This window comes from Ruegeria sp. BG8, from assembly GCF_056538325.1.
In genome coordinates, this window is record NZ_JBQFSZ010000005.1 from 236,025 (window position 1) to 255,728 (window position 19,704).

General features: G+C 55.3%; 17 protein-coding genes, 1 pseudogene and 1 riboswitch. Of the genes and pseudogenes, 5 read left to right on the forward strand and 13 right to left on the reverse strand.

Annotated features, from left to right (window positions below):
* Nucleotides 1-44 precede the first annotated feature (44 nt).
* The 6 genes from ACR0DG_RS12465 to ACR0DG_RS12490 all read right to left on the reverse strand — a co-directional run bounded on the left by ACR0DG_RS12465 (nucleotide 45) and on the right by ACR0DG_RS12490 (nucleotide 7,055).
* Nucleotides 45-320, reverse strand: a complete 276-nt coding sequence (locus tag ACR0DG_RS12465; protein ID WP_480707171.1) for a DUF4242 domain-containing protein — start codon at nucleotides 318-320, stop codon at nucleotides 45-47.
* A gap of 11 nt (nucleotides 321-331) precedes the next feature.
* Nucleotides 332-3,865 carry an adenylate/guanylate cyclase domain-containing protein gene (locus ACR0DG_RS12470; RefSeq protein WP_480696876.1) on the reverse strand — a complete coding sequence of 1,178 codons (3,534 nt, stop codon included), beginning with the start codon at nucleotides 3,863-3,865 and terminating at the stop codon, nucleotides 332-334.
* Between the two features lie 71 nt (nucleotides 3,866-3,936).
* Entirely contained in the window at nucleotides 3,937-4,941 is a 1,005-nt protein-coding gene (locus ACR0DG_RS12475; RefSeq protein ID WP_480696874.1) for a FecCD family ABC transporter permease, read from the reverse strand.
* 10 nt (nucleotides 4,942-4,951) lie between these two features.
* Nucleotides 4,952-5,899 carry an ABC transporter substrate-binding protein gene (locus ACR0DG_RS12480; protein WP_480696872.1) on the reverse strand — a complete coding sequence of 316 codons (948 nt, stop codon included), beginning with the start codon at nucleotides 5,897-5,899 and terminating at the stop codon, nucleotides 4,952-4,954.
* Nucleotides 5,896-6,702, reverse strand: a complete 807-nt coding sequence (locus ACR0DG_RS12485; RefSeq protein WP_480696870.1) for an ABC transporter ATP-binding protein — start codon at nucleotides 6,700-6,702, stop codon at nucleotides 5,896-5,898. The genes ACR0DG_RS12480 and ACR0DG_RS12485 overlap by 4 nt, the downstream gene beginning before the upstream one ends.
* Complete coding sequence (locus ACR0DG_RS12490) at nucleotides 6,699-7,055, reverse strand: DUF1636 family protein (protein WP_480696868.1); 357 nt, start codon at nucleotides 7,053-7,055, stop codon at nucleotides 6,699-6,701. Before ACR0DG_RS12490 ends, ACR0DG_RS12485 begins: the two co-directional genes overlap by 4 nt.
* Before the next feature lie 101 nt (nucleotides 7,056-7,156).
* Nucleotides 7,157-7,366: riboswitch (cobalamin riboswitch) on the reverse strand.
* Nucleotides 7,367-7,542: 176 nt separating this feature from the next.
* Between ACR0DG_RS12490 and ACR0DG_RS12495 the strand changes: the two genes are divergently transcribed.
* Together ACR0DG_RS12495 and ACR0DG_RS12500 are read left to right on the forward strand one after the other, a co-directional pair.
* Nucleotides 7,543-8,937: a bifunctional enoyl-CoA hydratase/phosphate acetyltransferase gene (locus ACR0DG_RS12495; RefSeq protein ID WP_480696866.1), complete on the forward strand. Its 1,395-nt coding sequence runs from the start codon at nucleotides 7,543-7,545 to the stop codon at nucleotides 8,935-8,937.
* Nucleotides 8,930-10,102 carry an acetate/propionate family kinase gene (locus tag ACR0DG_RS12500; RefSeq protein ID WP_480696864.1) on the forward strand — a complete coding sequence of 391 codons (1,173 nt, stop codon included), beginning with the start codon at nucleotides 8,930-8,932 and terminating at the stop codon, nucleotides 10,100-10,102. Before ACR0DG_RS12495 ends, ACR0DG_RS12500 begins: the two co-directional genes overlap by 8 nt.
* A gap of 2 nt (nucleotides 10,103-10,104) precedes the next feature.
* Here the strand turns inward: ACR0DG_RS12500 and ACR0DG_RS12505 are convergent, their stop codons facing one another.
* From ACR0DG_RS12505 to ACR0DG_RS12535, 7 genes and pseudogenes are all read right to left on the reverse strand, one after another.
* Nucleotides 10,105-10,575 carry a phage holin family protein gene (locus ACR0DG_RS12505; RefSeq protein WP_480696862.1) on the reverse strand — a complete coding sequence of 157 codons (471 nt, stop codon included), beginning with the start codon at nucleotides 10,573-10,575 and terminating at the stop codon, nucleotides 10,105-10,107.
* A gap of 10 nt (nucleotides 10,576-10,585) precedes the next feature.
* Nucleotides 10,586-10,831 carry a hypothetical protein gene (locus tag ACR0DG_RS12510; protein ID WP_480696860.1) on the reverse strand — a complete coding sequence of 82 codons (246 nt, stop codon included), beginning with the start codon at nucleotides 10,829-10,831 and terminating at the stop codon, nucleotides 10,586-10,588.
* Nucleotides 10,832-10,979: 148 nt separating this feature from the next.
* Nucleotides 10,980-11,645, reverse strand: coding sequence for a D-lyxose/D-mannose family sugar isomerase (locus ACR0DG_RS12515; protein ID WP_480696858.1), 666 nt, complete (start codon nucleotides 11,643-11,645; stop codon nucleotides 10,980-10,982).
* An 18-nt stretch (nucleotides 11,646-11,663) separates the two neighbouring features.
* Nucleotides 11,664-12,590 (reverse strand): carbohydrate kinase family protein, encoded by a 927-nt coding sequence (locus ACR0DG_RS12520; protein ID WP_480696856.1) that lies wholly within the window; start codon nucleotides 12,588-12,590, stop codon nucleotides 11,664-11,666.
* A 38-nt stretch (nucleotides 12,591-12,628) separates the two neighbouring features.
* Entirely contained in the window at nucleotides 12,629-13,609 is a 981-nt protein-coding gene (locus ACR0DG_RS12525) for a glucokinase (protein WP_480697272.1), read from the reverse strand.
* Nucleotides 13,610-13,648: 39 nt separating this feature from the next.
* Nucleotides 13,649-14,953, reverse strand: a pseudogene (locus ACR0DG_RS12530) (GH1 family beta-glucosidase); the annotation flags it as partial.
* A gap of 2 nt (nucleotides 14,954-14,955) precedes the next feature.
* Nucleotides 14,956-15,987, reverse strand: a complete 1,032-nt coding sequence (locus ACR0DG_RS12535) for a LacI family DNA-binding transcriptional regulator (RefSeq protein ID WP_480696854.1) — start codon at nucleotides 15,985-15,987, stop codon at nucleotides 14,956-14,958.
* A 213-nt stretch (nucleotides 15,988-16,200) separates the two neighbouring features.
* On the opposite strand from ACR0DG_RS12535, the gene ACR0DG_RS12540 reads away from it, so the two are divergent.
* From ACR0DG_RS12540 to ACR0DG_RS12550, 3 genes are all read left to right on the forward strand, one after another.
* Nucleotides 16,201-17,469 (forward strand): ABC transporter substrate-binding protein, encoded by a 1,269-nt coding sequence (locus ACR0DG_RS12540; protein WP_480696852.1) that lies wholly within the window; start codon nucleotides 16,201-16,203, stop codon nucleotides 17,467-17,469.
* Between the two features lie 66 nt (nucleotides 17,470-17,535).
* Nucleotides 17,536-18,543 carry a carbohydrate ABC transporter permease gene (locus ACR0DG_RS12545; RefSeq protein WP_480696850.1) on the forward strand — a complete coding sequence of 336 codons (1,008 nt, stop codon included), beginning with the start codon at nucleotides 17,536-17,538 and terminating at the stop codon, nucleotides 18,541-18,543.
* Between the two features lie 4 nt (nucleotides 18,544-18,547).
* Entirely contained in the window at nucleotides 18,548-19,696 is a 1,149-nt protein-coding gene (locus tag ACR0DG_RS12550; protein WP_480696848.1) for a carbohydrate ABC transporter permease, read from the forward strand.
* The last annotated feature ends 8 nt before the right edge of the window (nucleotides 19,697-19,704 follow it).

The following is a 19,704-nucleotide window of genomic DNA, read 5'->3' on the forward strand; positions in this document are numbered from 1 at the left end:
TCGTCGATAATTAAAGGCGCAATGCCCCGTCGAATACGAGGCCTTTAAGCAAACACGCCCGGATCAATTCGATCCACAGGTGTGATTACATCAGCCGGAATGTTTAAGCGCTCGGCGGCCTTTCTCAGGCTTTCCTCGTCAGGTGCCTCGTACAAGCAATAGGTTTTGCGTTTGTCCGCACTGAGGAACGAAAAGATCCATTCGATCCCTTCCTCGTCGTTTATTTCTTTAATTTTAGCTTTGTCGTCGTCGTTGATGCTTAGTTGTTCGGCGAAATGGCGTTCAATAATATACCTTGGCATATGCACCCCCCAGGGCATGTGTTCAGGGACTAACTCACTGTACCTTCAAGCTTAGACATAAGTGCAACCATACCCAAATTTTGCGCAGTTGCCAACGCTTCGGCCTCAAGGCGAAATGCCGTTTCCATGTTCTGCCTATGCCCGAATTTGCGCATACAGGCGGCAAACGCTGCTTTGCTATGCGCGATCCAGGGCGGGCTGGCCATGCGTGTGTCTATCTCAATCGCTTTGGTGAACATATGTTCAGTTGTCTCCCAATCTCCCAAAAGGGCGGCCAGCTTACCAAGGCGGCGCGCTGCGGCACCTGTGCAAACCGTTGTTGCGCCAGCAGTGATGGTGAGGTCTTCGTAGGGCAGAAGCATGTCGAACAGCGTTTCTGCATGATCCTTGCGTCCCACGGCATCGCAGATATCGGCCAGATAGGACAGGGTGGTCGAATACATTGCATCTGCCGGCAAGGTGAAGCCGTTTTCAGCCAGTTCGTTCAAGATACGCTCAGCGGGTTCAAGATAACCAAGTTCAGCAGCAATAAGACCAAAACCGGGTTTCCACTTTGTGTCTTCGGGATCATCCGACATCAGCTTCTTTATGACCGGGGCTACTTCTTGCAACCTGTTCTGTTCGCGCCGAATGGTGAACATCTGGACGCCATAGACGCCTTCGATGTGTTTCCCGTGGGTTTTGCGCCCTATTTTGACGGCTTCGTTCGCGAATTTCTCGGCCTGTGCCCAGTCGCCCTCCATGATGGCAATCATCGCTCGGGCGTGGATTTGAACCCAATAGAGCTGAAGGTGGTTATCTTTCTGCGAAACTTCGGTCAAAAGTTTCAAGGATCGATCCACTAACGCCCGATCGGCCATTTCCATCCCGACAAACAGGCTGAGCGTACGGTCACGACCCTGGTCAATAGTTCCCAGCTTTTCCGCCACTGTGTGCATGGCTTTCAGGTTTTGGCGCCAGTTTTGCGCCTCTTCGTCCTGGCGTGCCACAAACGGCGCGCCGAAACGCATCATCATCACGGAAAACTGTGATTTATGATCCCCCAACCTAGCGGCAAGTTCCATTGATTGATGCCCGTATCGTGCGCCTTCCGAGAGTTGACCAACAAACAGATACGCGCGTGCCAGCTGGCTCATCAACTGGCATTGCCGCCTTTCGTCGTCTTCGGGCAGTTCGCGAAGCGCATCAAGGCAAAGCTCGATAGCCTCATTGTGGCGCTGGCTCGACATCATGCACGAGTCGGCAAAGTGATGTGCGATTTCGGCGGAAAGCTCTGCATGGCCAAGCGATCGTGCGGCGTCCGAAGCTTTCTTGAGTGTTGCTATTCCCTGAGGCAATTCGCCCAAACTGTCGTAGCTGCGCCCTACAAGGACCATTGCCTTGATTGTCTCAACGCTTTGCTGCGATCCAAGGTTCTTGGCCGCGTTCAGCGTTTCGTTTGCATTGACCATTGCTTCCTGGCTGGCCGACCGGGCAAGAGCCATCTCTGTAGCCACCTGCCAGTTGGAAAACGCTGCGGTCCAGTCTTGTGCTTCAGTGAGGTGGTGCGCGACAAGCTCTGGGCGACGGGCAATCTCAGCCGCGCGCAGGCGGGTCAACGCGGCCGCAACACTTGCGTGCTGTTGTCGGCGGGTAGAGCTCAGCATGGATTGGTAGGCGGTGTCCCTTATCAAAGCGTGACGGAAAACATAGTTGCCTTTGCTGTTGCCGCTTTCAAAAATCAGGCCGGATTTGCAGAGTTCGTTCAATCCTGGATTCACAGACTCAATGCTTTGGCTCATTGCATCGGAAAGGACGTCGGACGAGAATTCCCGCCCGATGACTGCCCCCGCGAGTGCAACTTGTTTGGCCTGTGGTGATACGGCATCCAAACGGGCCATCAACGCGCCTTTTAACGACGAAGGCACCGCGATGTTTCCGTCTTCGCCAGCGTCCAGATAGGCGCTGGTCAGTTCTTCGACAAACAACGGTACGCCATCCGTTTTTTCGACGATTAGTTTGACAAGCTGATCATCCGGATCGCGACCAGATATGTTCTTTATCAGATTGGCAACCTGCGCGTAGTCGAACCGCCGTAGGTGCAGGGTTTGCACATGGGGATCGCCGTCATCTTGTTTCAGATCCCACCCGGGGCGATGCGTGATCAGGATCATAAGCGGTAAGTCCGAGCAGATCGCTCGAAACCGCTCCAAAAGCGCATTGGTGGATGGGTCGATCCAATGGGCGTCTTCGACGCATAAAATGACGGGTTTTACCTTTGAGCGCGCTTTTACAGTGTTGATCAAGGTCTGGATAGTAAGGTCCCGTTGTTCCCTAGGCGACAGTTCCAGAACTTCCCGAGCAGGATCGCTGCGCGGTGCCACCAAAGCTGCGAAAACGGGTAAGACCTGATCCAGTTCTAATCCCTGCCTAGAACTCAACATGTCGCGCACGTGACTTAGAACCAGATTGTCATCAAACCCGGGCTCTACGCCTGCATCGCTTGAGATGCGCTCGGTCACAGGGTGGAATGGGCTGCTTGTCAGGTAGGGCGAGCAATTCAGCCGGATGATATCGGCGTGGTCCAAGATGGTTTCATCGTTCAGAAACTCTTCTGTCAGCCGAGATTTGCCGATACCGGGTTCGCCTGCCAGCAGGATGACTTCGCCATGCCCTGTTCGCGCACGCTGCCATGTTTGTTGTAAGATGCCCTTTTCAAAACTGCGGCCCACAAGTTCGGTACTGGTATCCTCGCTATAGGATGCCTTGAACCGACTTTCCGCTTGGTGTTCGGATACCACCTGCATCAGCTCACGCGGTTCGTCGAAGCCCTTCAATTGTGTCGCGCCCAAAGAGGAAAACTCGAAAATCCGGTGCAGGCTTGCTTCGGTTTCTTCCCGTGTCACCACGACCGAGTTCGGAAGGGCTTTTTCTTGCAAACGTGCTGCAAGATTCAGGATTGGCCCGGTCATCGCGCCTTCTTCGTGGGTGTTTTCGCCGATGGTATCACCAACAACAACGTCACCGCTTGCTATCCCGATCCGTGCGGCCAGCGGTTGGCCGTCTGGTGTCTTCAAGTTCTGAACACGCGCAACAGAGTCCAACCCGGCTTTGATGGCGCGGATTGCGTGGTCTTCAAACGCTCTGGGCCAGCCGAAAAAAACCAAAAGCCCATCACCCAGATACTTGGCGACATATCCACCGTATCTGGATACGGCACCCGCCACAGCATCCTGATAGTTCTGTAACAACAGGCGCATGTCTTCAGGGTCGAGCCGGTTTGTCAGTTCGGTCGAACCAACAAGGTCAGCGAAGAATACAGTCAGATGCCTTCGCTCGGCTGTGGCGGGAGTGGGAGGCTGGGGTGAGACTTGAGGTGTACTAGCTGTGCTTTCAGGCAGCTGTTTCATGCTTTCGATAGCGGCCAGAAGAATTTTCCGATGCCCGAGAGAGACACCGATTTCCTTGAGGTCATCATTTGTCAGAAGCGGCAAAGCACGACCGTCGACGTCATTCTCCAAAAACGCGTCAGTATACTGGTCCAGTCCAAGTTCTTTCAGCCAAGGGCCGACCTCAAAACTCATTCTGAGATCATGCGGTCGAATCCGTTTTTGATCAAGCGGAGCGAATTGTGCCCACATGGGACATGAGCGCGTCATCGTTTTTGCTTGGCTGTGCGCAAAAGCAGAATGAAAACGAATACCGAACCCAAAGAAGTCGTTACGATACCCACAGGTAATTCCTGAGGCGCTAGTAGGAGGCGGCTGAGTATGTCTGATCCGGTCAACAGGACAGCCCCAACAACTGCCGCCGTTGGAATCAGATGGTGGTGTAGCGGACCCGCGATGCCGCGAGCAATGTGCGGCACCATCAGGCCCACGAATCCAATAACGCCCGCTACTGACACAAATGCAGCCGTCGCCAGTGCCGCAACGAAGAACATCTTGAACCTCAACCCCTGAACCGGAACGCCCAATGTCGTTGCCGTAAGATCACCGGTGAGCAAAGCGTCCAGCCAACGCCCTCGGTAAAGCGCGTATGCCAGAACCAGCAGCAAACCGGCGCAAACCAATGGAAACATCTCCCATCTGGCCAGACCGAGACCACCCAGCATCCAGAAAATCACAGAATGTGCCGCGCGATTGTCTCCAGCAAAAATCAAATAATTGGTTACTGCGGAAAAAAGAAATGACACCGCGAGCCCGGCCAATATCAGTTTTTCGGGTGCGCTGGTGCGTAAGCCATGCACCAAAGCCAGCACGATGCCAGAGGCCACCGACCCTCCGCAAAAGGCGGCCAGAGGCAAAGTCCAGACCCCAAGAATATCGCCGGTAACGGTGATGACAAACACAGCCCCTGCCGCCGCACCGGAAGACAGCCCGAACAAAAACGGATCGGCCAGGTCGTTTCTCGTGGTGGTTTGCAACACTACACCGACGACGCCGAGGCCCGCGCCAATAACCGCCGCGAAAAGAGCCCGCGGTAAGCGCAGATCGAACACGATGCGATGAAGGGGGGACATTTCGCCAACTGACAGACCGGTTCCCAACAGAATGGCATCGAAAGTCTCCGACACAGGTATGTGGGTCGTTCCGTAGACTGTTGAAACCAACAAGAGGGCCGCCAGAATAGCCGCCCCCCCAAGCAGTGTCAGACCCAAACGCCCCAACTTAATTCAGTTCAGGATGCATGGCCCGCGCCATTTTCGAGATTGCCTCGATATTTGCGGGTCCGGGTGTCAGTTCCTCGTAACGCAAGCCGATCCAGCGTTTGTTTTTCACGGCATCGGTTAGGGACATAACAGGGTGTTCTTGAAGAAACTTGAACGTGTCTTCGGCACCGTTTCCTGTTTGATAGTCCAACAGGACAAGGAATTCTGGGTTGGCGGCGGCCACAGTCTCCCATGACGTGCGACCCCAACTGGTGTCCATGTTATGGATTACGTTTTCTCCACCCGCCGCCGCAATCATGGCATCCGGTATTGCAAATTTACCTGCGGTAAATGGCGCGTCTGCCGGACCATCCAGAAGAAAGACGCGAGGTTTTGTAAGACCCGCCGTTTGTGCTTGGATTTTGGCAAGCTCATCTTTCCAATCTCGAACCAAGGTTTCAGCTTTTTCTTCGACATGCATCACTTGCCCCAGGCGCAATATGTCGTTGAACAAAAGGTCCATGCTGGCCACCGGACGGTCTTTGTTGATGTGAACACAGCTTTCCGTCAGGATCATTGTCTTGATCCCGAACGGCGCCAAAGTGTCTGGTGTCACCTCGCCACCAGGTCGCATGCCATAGTACCATCCGGCAAAAAACAGGTCTGGCTCTGCCGCTACCAGATTTTCGATGGTGGGATATTTCGGAGCAAGTTCGGGAATGTCACCTCGCAGTGTGTCGAACTCGGGGCTTGTCTTATACCAACCGGTAATACCAGTAAGACCCACGATTTTATCTTGCAGACCCAATACAAAAGCCATGTCGGTCATATTCATATCATGAACAACCAGACGTTCGGGTTGTGTTTCGAACACAAGCGGTTCGCCGCAATTGTCGACGGTGATTTCATGCGCTGCAACACCGCCTGTCATGGCTGCAATCAAAGCCATAGACACAACTAGTTTCATTCAGGGGAACTCCGGTTAGAATTTGAAACAGAGGATTTTCGGATATCGAGCGCCGGGATCTCGCGCCCTTCGTGGTGAAAGCGCAGGTACTCAACGCCAAAGGTGTCACGTACCCGCTCAGCTGTCAGAACGTCGGCCACTGCACCAAACCCGGACAGCCTCGCAGATTTCATCAATGCCACATGGGTGGCGAACTCAGGGATCATGACCAGATCATGAACGATCATCACCACGGTGATTCCAAGATCTGCAATCAAGGAAAGCATTCGACCCTTGGCGTCCGGATCCAGATGGTTTGTCGGCTCGTCCAGAAACAAAAGCGACGGTCTTTGTGCCAGCGCACGCGCAATATGCGCCCGTTGGCGTTCACCACCGGACAAAACGGCCATACGCTTGTTCGCCAACGCGGTCAGACCAGTACGATCGAGAATGCGGTCTAAATCCCGTGCGTGCTGATCGACAGAGCGGTCTGCCTGGATCGGTATCTGGCCCAAAGCAACATAGTCTTTAAGGAACAAGCGGCCGTCGGGCAGCTCTTGCTGGCTGACAACTGCGATCATCCTTGCCCGTTCGACCGCCGACAATGCGCGAAGACTGCGCCCTTTGATTTCTATAGCGCCGTGAACCAGCGTCTCTGCGCCACATAGCAGGTTCAAGAGTGTGGTTTTGCCCGCGCCATTGGGCCCCGCAATTGCAAGGATAGAGCCTTCCTCAAGGTCGAATGAAACATCCTGCAGCAACGCCTCATCGGATTGGGCAAAATAGCTTACGTCACTGGCCTGCAAAAAGGTTTTCAGGTTCATTTCTTGGGCCTCATGACCAACGCTGGCAAGCGCGCCAGCGTCTTTTTGTATAGGGCGGCAGGTCGATCTGAGGCGTTTGTCCAACCGTCGACGCTTTTATCATATTGGCGCGCAAATTCGGCCAGAGCATTAAGGTCCTGCGCTGTTTCAATTCCCCCAAAGAGGTAATGTGCTTTTCCGTTTCCTTGAAATCCAACCGTGGTTGGGGATGCACATCCGGCCATGCAATCGACGGTTCGGATGACAAAACTGTTGGGAAGTTCCGGGCGCAAAGCCGCTGCAATTGCGTCGGCGTTCACTGTCCCGCGACAGGTTGAGCATACCAAAAGAACGTGATCTGCCGCGTTAGACATGGCACAGCCTGCTGAACGCCCGTGAGCCGGGCGATTTGGAAACGATGCCAGCCGGCGTATGCAGCGCCATGATGCCTCCTTCCAGGACACCCCGCCCCGGGTTGGTTACACTTGAGATGGCAGGTCTCCTGACTTGCGGATCAAAGCTATGCCACCCTTCCCGGCCCAATTGGGCCAGTGGGAAATTGGCGTCGCTCACCGCTTACAGTTGCGGGGGCAGTTACGGATTTGGCCCGAGTTCTCGCGCCTCACCGTATTCCCTTTTCATCCCTTGGGCTCAGCCTTTGGGAACCATCTGTCGCGTCATTGCCCGAGATCGTATTTCTGGTCAATACGAAAACAGACGTAATCGAATTGTCGCAATTTCATGGGAATTAGTTATGGCGCTTGACCTGACTGACCCGAAGCCTACAACGGCGGCGACCTCTCAATTCCAGATCAGCGTTCCTTGCAACAGACCCGCTGCCAACAGCAAAGCTGACAGATCATGAAGATATTGGAAAATCGGACCTTTTCACAGCTGAACGTCGGAGATCAGGCGCAGTTGACGCGGTTGTGCACAGTAGACGACCTATATGCCTTTGCGTCAGCATCGGGCGATCACAACCCGCTGCACCTTGCTGCCTATGACGGGGATGGGGATGGGAGACCAGAAGCGATCGCCCCCGCGCTTTGGCCAGCAGCACTTATTGCCGCTGTTCTTGGCAATATCTTACCGGGCGCCGGTACACAGACCCGTCGCGTGGACTTAACGTTTCACGCGCCAGTGGTAGCCGGTGATGAGCTGACGGCCTTTGTCACAGTCGCTGAAAAGCGCGACGACGGCGATTTGGTATGCACAACAGAAGTACACCGAGTGGGCGATAACATTCAGGTGCTAAGCGGTTCTGTTCAGGTTACGCCGCCGACCCAACACATGGAATTCGACTCGGTCGAAGTGCCGGGGCTTGTGGTACAGCGGCATCGCCACTTTGATGCTCTGCTCGAACAAGCCCGACCGCTGGAGCCTATGCCAACTGCCGTGGTGGCGCCCGAGGATCCAAATTCGCTTGGGGGTGCGCTGCTTGCCTATTCCAACGGGATCATTTTACCCATTCTAGTGGGCGATCCAGACAGAATTGCCAAGGCTGCCGCAGAGTTGGATGCCGATTTGGACGGGATCGAAATCGTCGAGGCAACTACCCACAGGTTGGCAGCACACCGTGCGGTTGATCTTGTTTTCGAGGGGCGTGCGCAGACGTTGATGAAGGGATATCTTCATACGGATGAACTGCTGCACGCCGTCTTGCGCCGTGAAAAAGGGCTGCGCACCGGGCGGCGCTTGTCACATGTTTTCGTTATGGACGTTCCCGGCATGTCGCGCCCGATCATGGTTACAGACGCTGCGGTAAACATCGCGCCGGAATTGGAAACCAAAGCGGATATCGTCCAGAACGCAATTCATCTGGCCCATTCGATCGGAATCCAGACACCCAAGGTTGGCGTTTTGTCTGCTGTGGAAACCATAAACCCGCACATGCCGTCATCAGTTGATGCGGCGCTTTTGTCCAAGATGGCTGAGAGGGGTCAAATTACCGGCGGTCTGGTGGATGGCCCCTTGGCGATGGACAACGCGATTGACCTGAACGCTGCCCGAACCAAGGGGATCAAATCCGAGGTTGGCGGCGCAGCCGATATTCTTGTCGCCCCGAATATCGAGGCGGGGAACATGGTGGCCAAACAGCTGACCTTTATTTCTCACGCCGAAGCTGCAGGTATCGTTCTCGGGGCTGCTGCGCCGATCATTCTGACGTCTCGATCGGACGATGACGCATCGCGCTTGGCATCCTGCGCGGTGGCCGCACTACACGCAGTTGCAACGAAGGGTATAATTCATGGCTGATCACGTATTGGCGTTGAACGCCGGTTCTTCCTCATTGAAATTCGCATTGTACGAATTGGTCGAAGATAACCGCCCAAGCATGCGATGGCGGGGTCAGATTGAACGGCTTGGGGATGCACCGCGCTTGATGGCGCAGTCCGCGGGTGGCCGGTCGATCAACCGACCATTGGCGAATACCAAAACACATGACGAAGCGATCCATGCGTTCCTTGAGACAGCGCGGGAATATCTGCCAGATATCCATGTCCGGGCCATCGGACACCGGGTTGTCCACGGCGGTACGATCTATTCTGAGCCCGTTTTGATTGACGACGCTGTCATCGAAACCCTAAGCAGCTTCATCCCATTTGCACCTCTGCATCAGCCCTACAGCCTTGCCGGCATCCGTGCCGCAAGCGCGGCTTTTCCGGGCACCACTCAGATCGCTTGCTTTGACACAGCGTTTCACCGCACGCACCCGTGGGTTAACGATACGTTCGCGCTGCCGCAAAGTTACTATGAAAAAGGGGTAAGGCGGTACGGATTCCACGGTCTCAGCTATGACTATGTCTCGCAAAAGCTTAAGGAAATCGCGCCGGGCCTCTATGACGGTCGGGTCGTTATCGCGCATCTTGGCAATGGCGCTTCCATGTGTGCGGTATCGGGCGGGAGGGCCGTCGCGTCGACCATGGGCTTTTCGGCTTTGGACGGTTTGCCCATGGGTACACGCAGTGGGCAGCTTGATCCGGGTGTCGTGCTGTACATGATGCAACAAGACGGAATGACCGCTGACGAAATCGCTGAGGTGCTTTATCGTAAATCCGGTTTGTTGGGGTTGTCTGGCATATCTTCGGATATGCGCACTTTGCTTGCTGCAGATGCGCCCGAAGCGCGCAATGCCATTGATTATTACGTCTTCCGCATTCGCCGCGAGCTTGGAGCGTTGTCAGCCGCGCTGGAGGGGATCGACGCGCTGGTCTTCACTGGTGGTGTCGGGGAAAACTCGGCCAAGATCCGGCAACTGGTTTGCGATGGCATGCGCTGGATCGGGATCGAACTGGATCATGCCCGGAATGCTGATGGTGGCACGGTTCTTTCCACAGATTTCAGTCGCGTACGCATCTTGAACATCCCAACGAACGAAGAGATGGTCATCGCGCGCGCGGCGGCGAAAATGCTTCGATAGGTTCAGTCGTCAGATTTCTTGCGACTGCGCGCGTATCTGATCGCGGTGCTTAGAATTGCGCTGACGATATCTGGCGTAAGTGTCCCGATCGGGTCGCGCCTTATGCCGGTTACGGCGTCTCGAGCCTCAGACAGGCTTTCCTTGATCTCGGATTCGATGTCTTGCAGGGCCATATCACGTAGTTCGATCGCTGCAGATGTGTCCGTTGGCGGCGTCATTCCGTTCGCGAAAAGGGCCAGCCCCACTGCGACCAGCAGGTTTACACCAGCCAGAATAAGCGCCGCGGCAGGTTTGGTGAGCGCTGCGGACAACCAGAAAAAAGCGGCCACGTTCAGCATTATGACGGCAAGGCCTACGGCAAAACCCGCAGCGATGTAGAACCCTGTCTTTTTGGCCGCTACAGCGACCTGACGCTGAGCGATAAGGCGTTCTGCGCGCAGGATGATCGAGATATTGCGTGAGATACGGCTCATTTGCGCACTCCTACCGGGACCGACCGATAAGGTAGCCAACCGCAAAAACACCAAGCGCAAAGAGGATCGGTTTCTTATGCGGCAGATCCTCAAATTCGGTCAGCACTTCGTCGATTTGGGCAGACCACGCATCGAGATTGTCGGTAAAGGATGCACTTGCGCTTTCTTCGCCTTTTGGTGGCTCTGTCTTGGTGTGTTCAGCCAGTTGTCGGCGAAGTTCGGCGACCTCTGCTTCCAGCTCGGCTTTTGTTACCATCGTGACGGCCCTTTCAAACCTGACCGGGTATGCGCCCGTATCGCTTACTGATTTGACGATATGGTAATCGGTTTTTCCTTTTTAGGGAAAGAGCTTATCCAGACGCCAGTAATAGACGTGGCCGTTTCATCGCTGACCCGAATTGATCTTAGTAATCCGCGACAAGCAAAAAGTCCGGAGTTGTGTCCTCTTCGATGGTTGCGAAACGCGGGATCGGGTCTTCGAACACGTTGTCCGTCCGGTCGTCGTTCACGGTCGAAACCTCACCGATAAGGCAGTCCCCTTGTTCGGCCCAAAAGGCATGCCAAATGCCGGGCATCAGGGTAACGCTTTGGCCGGGTTTTAGGCGCAGCAATTCGCCCGGCTTGATCGTTATGGGGCAATTGTCGCTAGGCACCGTCACCGGGTTCTCGCGGTCAATACCGCCGTCGGGGTCAGAGGCGTAAATCTCCATCACAAGGTCCCCTCCACCGCGGTTGATTATGTCTTCTGCCTTGATGATATGGCGATGCATGGGTGAGAGTTGTTTGTCCCGAGAAACCAACAGCTTCTCGGCATAGAGCATACCCCGGCCTTTGTTCAGATCGGCCACATCTCCGTTGCGGAGGGTGAACAGGAACAACCCTAATTCGTCGAACTTTCCCTGACCATAATCGGTTATATCCCAGCCCAGACCCCGTTCACGGATGCCTTTCGCCTCGTCGCTACGCAAACGATCCGGAGACCAATCAGCGAATGGGGGTAACACCGTGCCGAAGGACCGGATGAATGCCTCGGCTTCTGTCTTGATTGCGTTGATCTCAGATCGTTTCATTGGTGTCCCTCTCGCGGGTCAAAGTTCATGTGCCCAAGGCGGATTGGCCCCGGCACGGGATACGGTGACGGCGGCCACTTCTGCACCTTTTGTCAGCGCGGCGTGCAATGCGTCTGACCCCATGCTGCGCAGCCCTTGCTTTGTCAGATGTTGCGCGCGGTCCAATTCGGCCAAAACGCCAGCGTTAAAGGTGTCGCCCGCGCCAACCGTATCGACGACATCGACTTTATTCACCGGCACCGAGGTTTCACCGCCGTTTGCAAGGTACCCAACTGCGCCGTCGCTGCCTTTGGTTACAATCACGACAGCGGGACCCGTTTGCAGCAATATCGACACCTTTTGCGAAATATCTTCTGGGCCGGGGATGATCCAATCAAGATCTTCATCGGAAACCTTTAGAATATCCGTCTGAGCAATCATACGGTTCAAACGCGCGCGATACCGGGTCTGGTCCTGAATGAAGCCGGGTCTGATATTTGGATCCATCATGACCGCACGGTCCGGCCCAAACCGTTCCAGAAGGGCGGCATAGGCATCAGCGCACGGTTCACACGCCAGGCTTATTCCCCCGAAATAGAGGGCGGAAACAGCCGGTAACTGCTGTGGCATGTCCTGCGGCATCAGCATACGACCAGCCGAGTTATCATCGATAAAGTTGTAGGTGGCGTGGCCGTCCACAAGTTGTACGAATGCCAAAGTCGATGGACGATCTGAAAAGATGACCTGGCTTACGTCGACATGGCTGGCTTTCAACGCTTCGGTCAATTGCACTCCGAACATGTCTGTTGAAAGCCCGGTGAGCATTCCGGCTGAAGCACCCAATCGGCCCAACGCGATGGCCGTGTTGAAGATCGCGCCGCCGGAATGCGGCACAAAACCTTGTTCGCCTGAAACTGTTGGGGCGGCGATCATATCAATCAGGGCTTCACCGCAGCATAAGATCATGCCGGGTCCTTTCTGTGTCCGAGTGTCAGGCGGTCAATCTACCGCGCAAGCGCACTTTTACAGAAGTTGTTAGCGCCAACAATGCCAAATTCGTCCTGTTTCGAGACATAAAGGTTCATCGACCTGCGTAAATCACTGAACCGACCCCCGGCGTTGAAGGCATCGCGGAACGCGTCTTTGAACAGCCAACGGTTTTTTTCGGCTACACCGCCAACAAGGAAAACACCGCCAGCAGGCATCATGACGACGGCCAAATCGCCCATCACAGCCCCCAGATGGGTTGTGAACATATGAGCCGCCTTTGCAGCCAACGGGTCCGAGTTGTCGCGCGCGGCTTCGAGTATGGTTTTGGCCGAGCTTTCCTTGGATACGGGTTGACCCGCGGCAAGACTAATAGCTTGGTACAAAATCGGCAATCCCGTACCGCTCAGGAACATCTCGGCCTCAAGCGTTAGGGTGTCGTCAAAAAAACAGTCCGGTGCGACCTGACGCGCGGCGCGGAAAATCTCGACCTCATCGTCCTGCCGGGGCGACAACCCCACATGACCGCCCTCACCAGACACGGTGTGAAACCTGCCGTTCGAGTGCAAAAGCGAACCGACGCCAAGCCCTGTGCCGGGGCCTACGACAAGACGGGTCCCGACCGGTGGGGTTTGAAGGCCTTGCAGCACGTCAACATCATCGTCTGTGACCTCCGCAACCGACCATGCAGCAGCGGTGAAATCGTTGATCACAAAGGTATGTTGTGCTCCGGTCGCCTGGGCGATATCGCTCTCGGAAAGGTCAAGCTGGGCATTCGTCAGGCGGATCGTTCCATTGTGAACGGGTCCGGCCCCGGCTGCGACCACAGCACGTGGATCAGTACCTATTTCGTCTCGCAGGCTTTGAAACGCCTCCAGCAATTGAGGAAGTTGACCTGTCGGCGACTTTCTGAGCTCGGTCAGTTTGCCATTTGAGATAACCCCAAGCCGCGTGTTTGTGCCGCCAATGTCAGCGACAAGGTTCCAATGCTCGTGCATCGCGCCTGCTGGCTGAGCCAGAGGTAATGATACGGAACCCTGAGACAGCGCCGTTTTCAGTGCCTGATACGAAGCTTTGGGCGTGCGCTCCATCGTTTCAAAGTCGACGTCAACCAGCCCGAAACGTTTCTCATATCCCAAAGCCCATTCGTAATTGTCCAGCAGCGACCATATGAAATACCCCTTGACCGGCACGCCTGCATCTAAAGCGTCTTGTACGGCACCAAAGTGTTTGTTCAGGTAATCAATCCGGTCGTCATCCTGCCGTCGTTCGGGGCTGGCCATGCCATTTTCTGTGACATAGATGGGCAGGTCTTTGGTATAGTCATCTGCCGCCCGTTTCAGAAACCGGGTGAGAGCGGAGGGTTCGATTTCCCAGCCCATTTGCGTTTTCGGCAGTGGCCCGGGGACTTCTTGTAAACTGGGCCAAGAGGTCTCCGCAGGTGCGATCAGCTTGCGTGTGTAGTAGTTCAGGCCGCACCAATCGACGGGGGTGCCAATGGTGGGAAAATCATCCTGCCAGCCTGTAGGCAAATGCGGTTCAAGCCCTTCCAGAACGTTCTCCGGGTAGGCTTTGTTGAAAACGCCGCTCAGGAAAAAGCGATTGTAAATTCCATCGTAAAGATCGGCTGCCTTTTTTGCTGCCGCGCTGTCATCTGAGGGTTCAGCCCATTCCAGATTGAATACTGCGCCAAGATTTGACATGCCCAAACCGCGCATCGCCTCGATCGCGCTTCCGTGGGCCAGCAGCACATGATGCATCGCACGCGCAGTGGCCCGGATGTCGCGCAGACCGGGTGCATGATGACCATCAAAATGGCTGAGCCAACTGACGCACCAAGGTTCGTTGATGGGCGCAACGCTGTACATCCGATCGCCGATCCGGCCCATGATGACTTCGGTGAAGTCCGCAAACCACCCGGCGATATCCCGGTTTCGCCAACCGCCCAAATCGGCCAGCGCGGAGGGTAGTTCCCAGTGATAGAGTGTTGCACAGGGGCGGATGCCGCGCTCCAACAGTGCGTCTGCGAGCCTGTCGTAGTAGTCCAGCCCAGCCTCGTTTACTGCTCTGCGGCCTTCAGGCATGACGCGGGCCCAACTGGTCGAAAAGCGGTAGCTGTCAAATCCCGCATCCCGGACCAGATCGAAGTCTTGCGCAAAGCGGTTCAGATGATCGCAAGCCAGATCTCCATTTTCCTGACGCACCACATTTCCCGGCGTTCTGGCAAACGTATCCCAATGGGTTTCTCCCGCGCCTCCCTGTGCATGACCTTCGATCTGGTAGGCAGAAGTTGCGACACCAAAGATGAAATCTTTGGGGAAGTCAGTACGGGTATATTTCATAATCAGAACCTGTTGGGAGCGGGGCCGGTTGAGCCGCCAACTACCAGTTCAGCCTCCAGCAATCTAGTTTTTACCGGATCATCCGGTGATTTGATCCGATCTATCAGCATTTCAGCGGCCATTTCCCCGGCTTGGCGGACGGACGACCGTGTCGCGGTGAAAATCGGAACGTCCTGCCCGTTTTTCAAATAAGACAAGTCATCGTCATGCGCGATGACGGATACATCGCGACCCATTTTCAGACCGGCTTCGTTCAAAGCGCGGCGAACCCCTATGGCTGAAATCATGGATGAAATAAGTATTGCCGTCGGCGGGTTTTCCAACTGGAGCATGTCTCGCGTTTCGCGATGCCCATAAACCTCGGTCATTTCGGCGCTGCGCATCAAGGCCGGGTCAACGGTCAATCCGGCCTCACCCAGGGCTTCCAGATACCCGGCGCGACGCCGCTGTGCAAAGTCCATATCCTCAAGCCCGTTTATCAGTGCAATCCGGCGGTGACCTAGGTCGATCAGGAACCGAGTCGCGCGCAGAAATGAGCTTTTGTTGTTCACATCAATCCAGTCATAAGGGACCTCAACACCGGTCGAACGCCCATGTACGATAAAAGGAACGGCCATGCGGTTCAGGACTTCGATGCGGTGTTCATTGACCTTTGGGCCCTGCAGAACCACGCCGTCGACGGCTCCGCGTTGAAAAAGGTCCCGATAGGCGCGTTCGATCGACGTGTCGGCCGCATTCGTGAACATCATGTCATAGCCATGTTCAGCATAAGTGCGGGCGGCACCCGCGACGAAATCGCCAAAGATTGGGTTCACCATTTCATGTTGGGATGAGCTGGGGATGACATGTCCAATAACCATTGACCGGCCTGTCGCCAACCCTTTCGCCCGGCTGTTCGGGCGATACCCATACTTGGCCGCCGCAGCCTGAACCCGTTCCCGCGTGGCTTCGTTCACTTCGGGATATCCGTTTAGTGCGCGACTTACCGTTGTCTGCGAAAGCCCGAGGGTTTCTGAGAGCTGCTTTAGGTTCATAGTATTCAAAGCGCCTTCAAATTCATACTTAAAACGTTTTGTGGGCAAATCGTGCATAGGTCAACATTTTTCACGGGATATCTAATTTTATTAAAATTACGCCGAAGAAAAACGAATTATTGACAGAATGTGATTGTTGACGGATAAAATCTGTCATTCAAAGCGCTTTGAAAAACGAGTCACATGCGCGTGAAAATGTTGGGAGGATACTTCATGAAACACTCGCTTTACACAGGTGCGGCAGCGTTCGCCCTGATGGCGGGCGCGGCGCAGGCCGACAAGGTCACCGTGTTCGGCCCGTGGTTGGGCCCGGATCAGGAAAACGTGGAAAAGGTCTTGGACGGCTTTGCCGCAGCAACCGGACACGAGTACGCCTATGTCGGCTCGGACAGTTTTGAACAGCAGATCCGGATCGACGCCGAAGCGGGTTCTGCGCCCAATGTGGCGGTCTTCCCACAGCCCGGGTTGGCAGCGGATATGGCGAAGTCGGGATTTCTGACCCCGCTAGGTGATGGAACTGCAGATTGGATTCGTGACAACTATGCAGCTGGCCAGTCCTGGGTTGACTTGGGGACGTATGAAGGGGCCGACGGGCAGGATCACCTGTACGGCTTTTTCTATAAGGTCGATGTGAAGTCTCTGGTCTGGTACGTGCCCGAAAACTTCGAGGATGCCGGTTACGAGGTGCCAACCACGATGGAGGAGCTTAAGGCTCTGACAGACCAGATCGTGGCGGATGGCGAGACACCGTGGTGCATCGGTCTGGGCTCTGGCGGAGCGACCGGATGGCCAGCGACAGATTGGGTCGAAGACTTGATGTTGCGGACCCAATCGCCCGAGGATTACGACGCCTGGGTCTCTAATGAGATGAAGTTCAATGACCCCAAGGTTGTTGCCGCCATCGAAGAATTCGGTGCTTTTGCACGCAATGATGACTACGTCGCGGGCGGCGCAGGCGCAGTTGCCACCACCGATTTCCGAGATAGCCCCAAGGGCATGTTCAGCTCACCGCCACAATGCTACCTGCACCGTCAGGCCTCGTTCATTCCGGCGTTCTTTCCCGAAGGTACGATTGTTGGCGAAGACGCGGACTTCTTCTATTTCCCTGCCTACGAAAGCAAGGATCTCGGTAGCCCTGTTCTGGGGGCCGGAACCCTTTGGGCGATCACCAATGACAGTCCCGGCGCGCATGCTCTGATCGAGTATCTGCAGACACCCGAGGCGCATGAGACCTGGATGCAGCTGACCGGTTTCCTGACTCCGCACAAGGGTGTGGATACGTCCCTGTTCTCAGATCCAACTTTGAAAAAGATGAACGACATTCTCCTGGGCGCGACCACCTTCCGGTTTGATGGATCTGACCTGATGCCTGGTGGCGTAGGTGCCGGTACGTTCTGGACCGGCATGGTTGACTACGCTGGCGGCGCACCTGCTCAAGAGGTTGCGGATGAAATCCAATCCTCTTGGGAAGCGCTCGACTAAGCGTTCGATCCCTGGCAACCCGTCTTTTCGGGTTGCCTAAACACATCGTCGCAAGGGAGACGCGGCATGCATCCGGCATTACAAGGCCTGCTGACCATCGCTATCGGCGTGTCAGGTTGTGTGGGCTATTTTTACCTGTCGAACCAGTTTCTGGACAAAATCCTGTTTCCCGCGCGGGGGCCCAATGCGGGGCGTAACATCAACCGGGCCAATATGATCCGGCCTTGGCTGTTCCTGTTCCCGGCTCTTGCCGCTTTGGGTCTTTACCTGGCCTATCCAGTGGTCGAAACACTGCGCCTGTCGTTGACAGACCGGGTGCCCGGGGGCGGGTACGAGTGGGTCGGCTTGGACAACTATGTGCAGATGGCGAACGAACCCAAATTCTGGGAGGCCATGCGCAACAATATGTTCTGGTTGATCATTGTTCCTGCGCTGTCTACCGCGTTTGGTTTGTTGGTGGCGCAGCTAACCGACCGCATCCGCTGGGGCAACGTCGCAAAGTCGCTGATCTTCATGCCGATGGCGATCTCTTTTGTAGGCGCGTCGGTGATCTGGAAACTGGTCTACGACACTCGCCCGGCTGAGCAAGATCAGATCGGGATGCTGAACGCGCTCTACATCTTTTTCGGTGGAACCGAGCCGCAGACCTGGCTGACCATCCCGTTTTGGAACAGCTTCTTTCTGATGGTGGTGCTGATCTGGATTCAGACTGGATTTGCCATGGTGATCCTGTCCGCTGCCCTGCGCGGTATCCCCGAAGAAACCATTGAGGCTGCCATTCTGGACGGCGCCAACCCTTTCCAGATTTTCTTCCGCATCAAGGTGCCGCAGATCAAAACCACCATTCTGGTTGTCTGGACCACGATCACAATCACTGTTCTCAAGGTCTTTGACATCGTGTTCGCGATGACCAACGGCCAGTGGGAGACGCAGGTATTGGCCAATTACATGTATGACAAACTGTTCCGTGCCAATGACTGGGGCGTTGGATCTGCCTCAGCCATGGTGATCATGTTGCTGGTGACACCAATCCTGATCTGGAACGTGCGCAACGCGCGCAAAGAGATGGAGTGAGGCCATGAGCGATATTGCAGGAACCAAACCGGCGCTCCGCTGGGTCGTCCATGCCTCGGTCATCTTTTTGGTGGTGCTGTGGGTTGTGCCGACGCTGGGGTTGTTGATTTCATCGTTTAGAACAGCGGACCAGATCGCGACCAGTGGCTGGTGGAAGTCTCTGTTTCCATCAGAACAGAACCTGACGCTGCGAACCGCCCCGCCAGATACTCAGGTGCAGGAAAACGGGTTATACGTCATTGAGGGTAACCTGTTTGACGCCGGAACAACGGCAACGATTTCGAAATGGGGTGTCAGCTCTCGCGCGGTCGATGCATTTGTGCCGGGTGAAACAGCAGAGTTGCGCCGGGGCGGCACTGTCACGGTGGACGCCCAGGGCAACTACAGAATGGAAAATACCGAGGCGTTCTCGGGCAGTCGGGGCGCGCGTGTCTTTGTCACCGCTGAGTTGCCGCCCGAATTTACGTTGGACAATTACCACAAAGTCCTGCTGGCCGAAGACAGTACAGACAGCATGGGGCGCGCCTTTTTCAACACCCTGACGGTGACCATTCCGGCCACGATCATCCCAATTCTCGTGGCTGCTTTTGCGGCCTACGCGCTGGCGTGGATGGATTTTCCGGGTCGTGCGTTACTGATTGCTGCCGTTGTCGGTCTTCTTGTCGTGCCACTTCAATTGGCCCTGATCCCGTTGCTTAAATTCCACCTGAATATCGGCATTGGAAAGGGTTACCTTGGTGTCTGGATGGCGCATACAGGGTTTGGGATGCCTTTGGCGATCTACCTTTTGCGCAACTATATGGCGGGTCTTCCGCGCGACCTGATTGAAAACGCTCGGGTCGATGGTGCGACCGAGTTTCAGATTTTCACCAAGCTGATACTGCCCCTAAGCTTCCCGGCTTTGGCCTCGTTTGCCATCTTCCAGTTCCTATGGACGTGGAACGATCTGCTGGTTGCCAAAGTGTTTTTGATCGACGCATCAGGGCAAACCACCGTCATGACCAATCAAATCGTCGAGTTGTTGGGGACGCGCGGCGGTAACTGGGAAATCCTTGCCACGGCGGCTTTCGTGTCGATTGCCGTGCCGCTGATGGTCTTCTTCGCAATGCAAAAATACCTGGTTCGCGGTCTGTTGGCCGGGTCCGTCAAATAGAGGCGTCC

Excerpts from the sequence above, each read along its gene's own strand:
- ACR0DG_RS12465 (WP_480707171.1), bottom strand. The coding sequence starts at position 320 with ATGCCCTGGGGGGTGCATATGCCAAGGTATATTATTGAACGCCATTTC.
- ACR0DG_RS12485 (WP_480696870.1), bottom strand. The coding sequence starts at position 6,702 with ATGAACCTGAAAACCTTTTTGCAGGCCAGTGACGTAAGCTATTTTGCC.
- ACR0DG_RS12525 (WP_480697272.1), bottom strand. The coding sequence starts at position 13,609 with ATGCACGAGCATTGGAACCTTGTCGCTGACATTGGCGGCACAAACACG.
- ACR0DG_RS12540 (WP_480696852.1), top strand. The coding sequence starts at position 16,201 with ATGAAACACTCGCTTTACACAGGTGCGGCAGCGTTCGCCCTGATGGCG.
- ACR0DG_RS12535 (WP_480696854.1), bottom strand. The coding sequence starts at position 15,987 with ATGAACCTAAAGCAGCTCTCAGAAACCCTCGGGCTTTCGCAGACAACG.
- ACR0DG_RS12500 (WP_480696864.1), top strand. The coding sequence starts at position 8,930 with ATGGCTGATCACGTATTGGCGTTGAACGCCGGTTCTTCCTCATTGAAA.
- ACR0DG_RS12520 (WP_480696856.1), bottom strand. The coding sequence starts at position 12,590 with ATGATCTTATGCTGCGGTGAAGCCCTGATTGATATGATCGCCGCCCCA.
- ACR0DG_RS12510 (WP_480696860.1), bottom strand. The coding sequence starts at position 10,831 with ATGGTAACAAAAGCCGAGCTGGAAGCAGAGGTCGCCGAACTTCGCCGA.
- ACR0DG_RS12495 (WP_480696866.1), top strand. The coding sequence starts at position 7,543 with ATGAAGATATTGGAAAATCGGACCTTTTCACAGCTGAACGTCGGAGAT.
- ACR0DG_RS12505 (WP_480696862.1), bottom strand. The coding sequence starts at position 10,575 with ATGAGCCGTATCTCACGCAATATCTCGATCATCCTGCGCGCAGAACGC.
- ACR0DG_RS12550 (WP_480696848.1), top strand. The coding sequence starts at position 18,548 with ATGAGCGATATTGCAGGAACCAAACCGGCGCTCCGCTGGGTCGTCCAT.
- ACR0DG_RS12490 (WP_480696868.1), bottom strand. The coding sequence starts at position 7,055 with ATGTCTAACGCGGCAGATCACGTTCTTTTGGTATGCTCAACCTGTCGC.
- ACR0DG_RS12545 (WP_480696850.1), top strand. The coding sequence starts at position 17,536 with ATGCATCCGGCATTACAAGGCCTGCTGACCATCGCTATCGGCGTGTCA.
- ACR0DG_RS12515 (WP_480696858.1), bottom strand. The coding sequence starts at position 11,645 with ATGAAACGATCTGAGATCAACGCAATCAAGACAGAAGCCGAGGCATTC.
- ACR0DG_RS12470 (WP_480696876.1), bottom strand. The coding sequence starts at position 3,865 with ATGAGTTTTGAGGTCGGCCCTTGGCTGAAAGAACTTGGACTGGACCAG.
- ACR0DG_RS12480 (WP_480696872.1), bottom strand. The coding sequence starts at position 5,899 with ATGAAACTAGTTGTGTCTATGGCTTTGATTGCAGCCATGACAGGCGGT.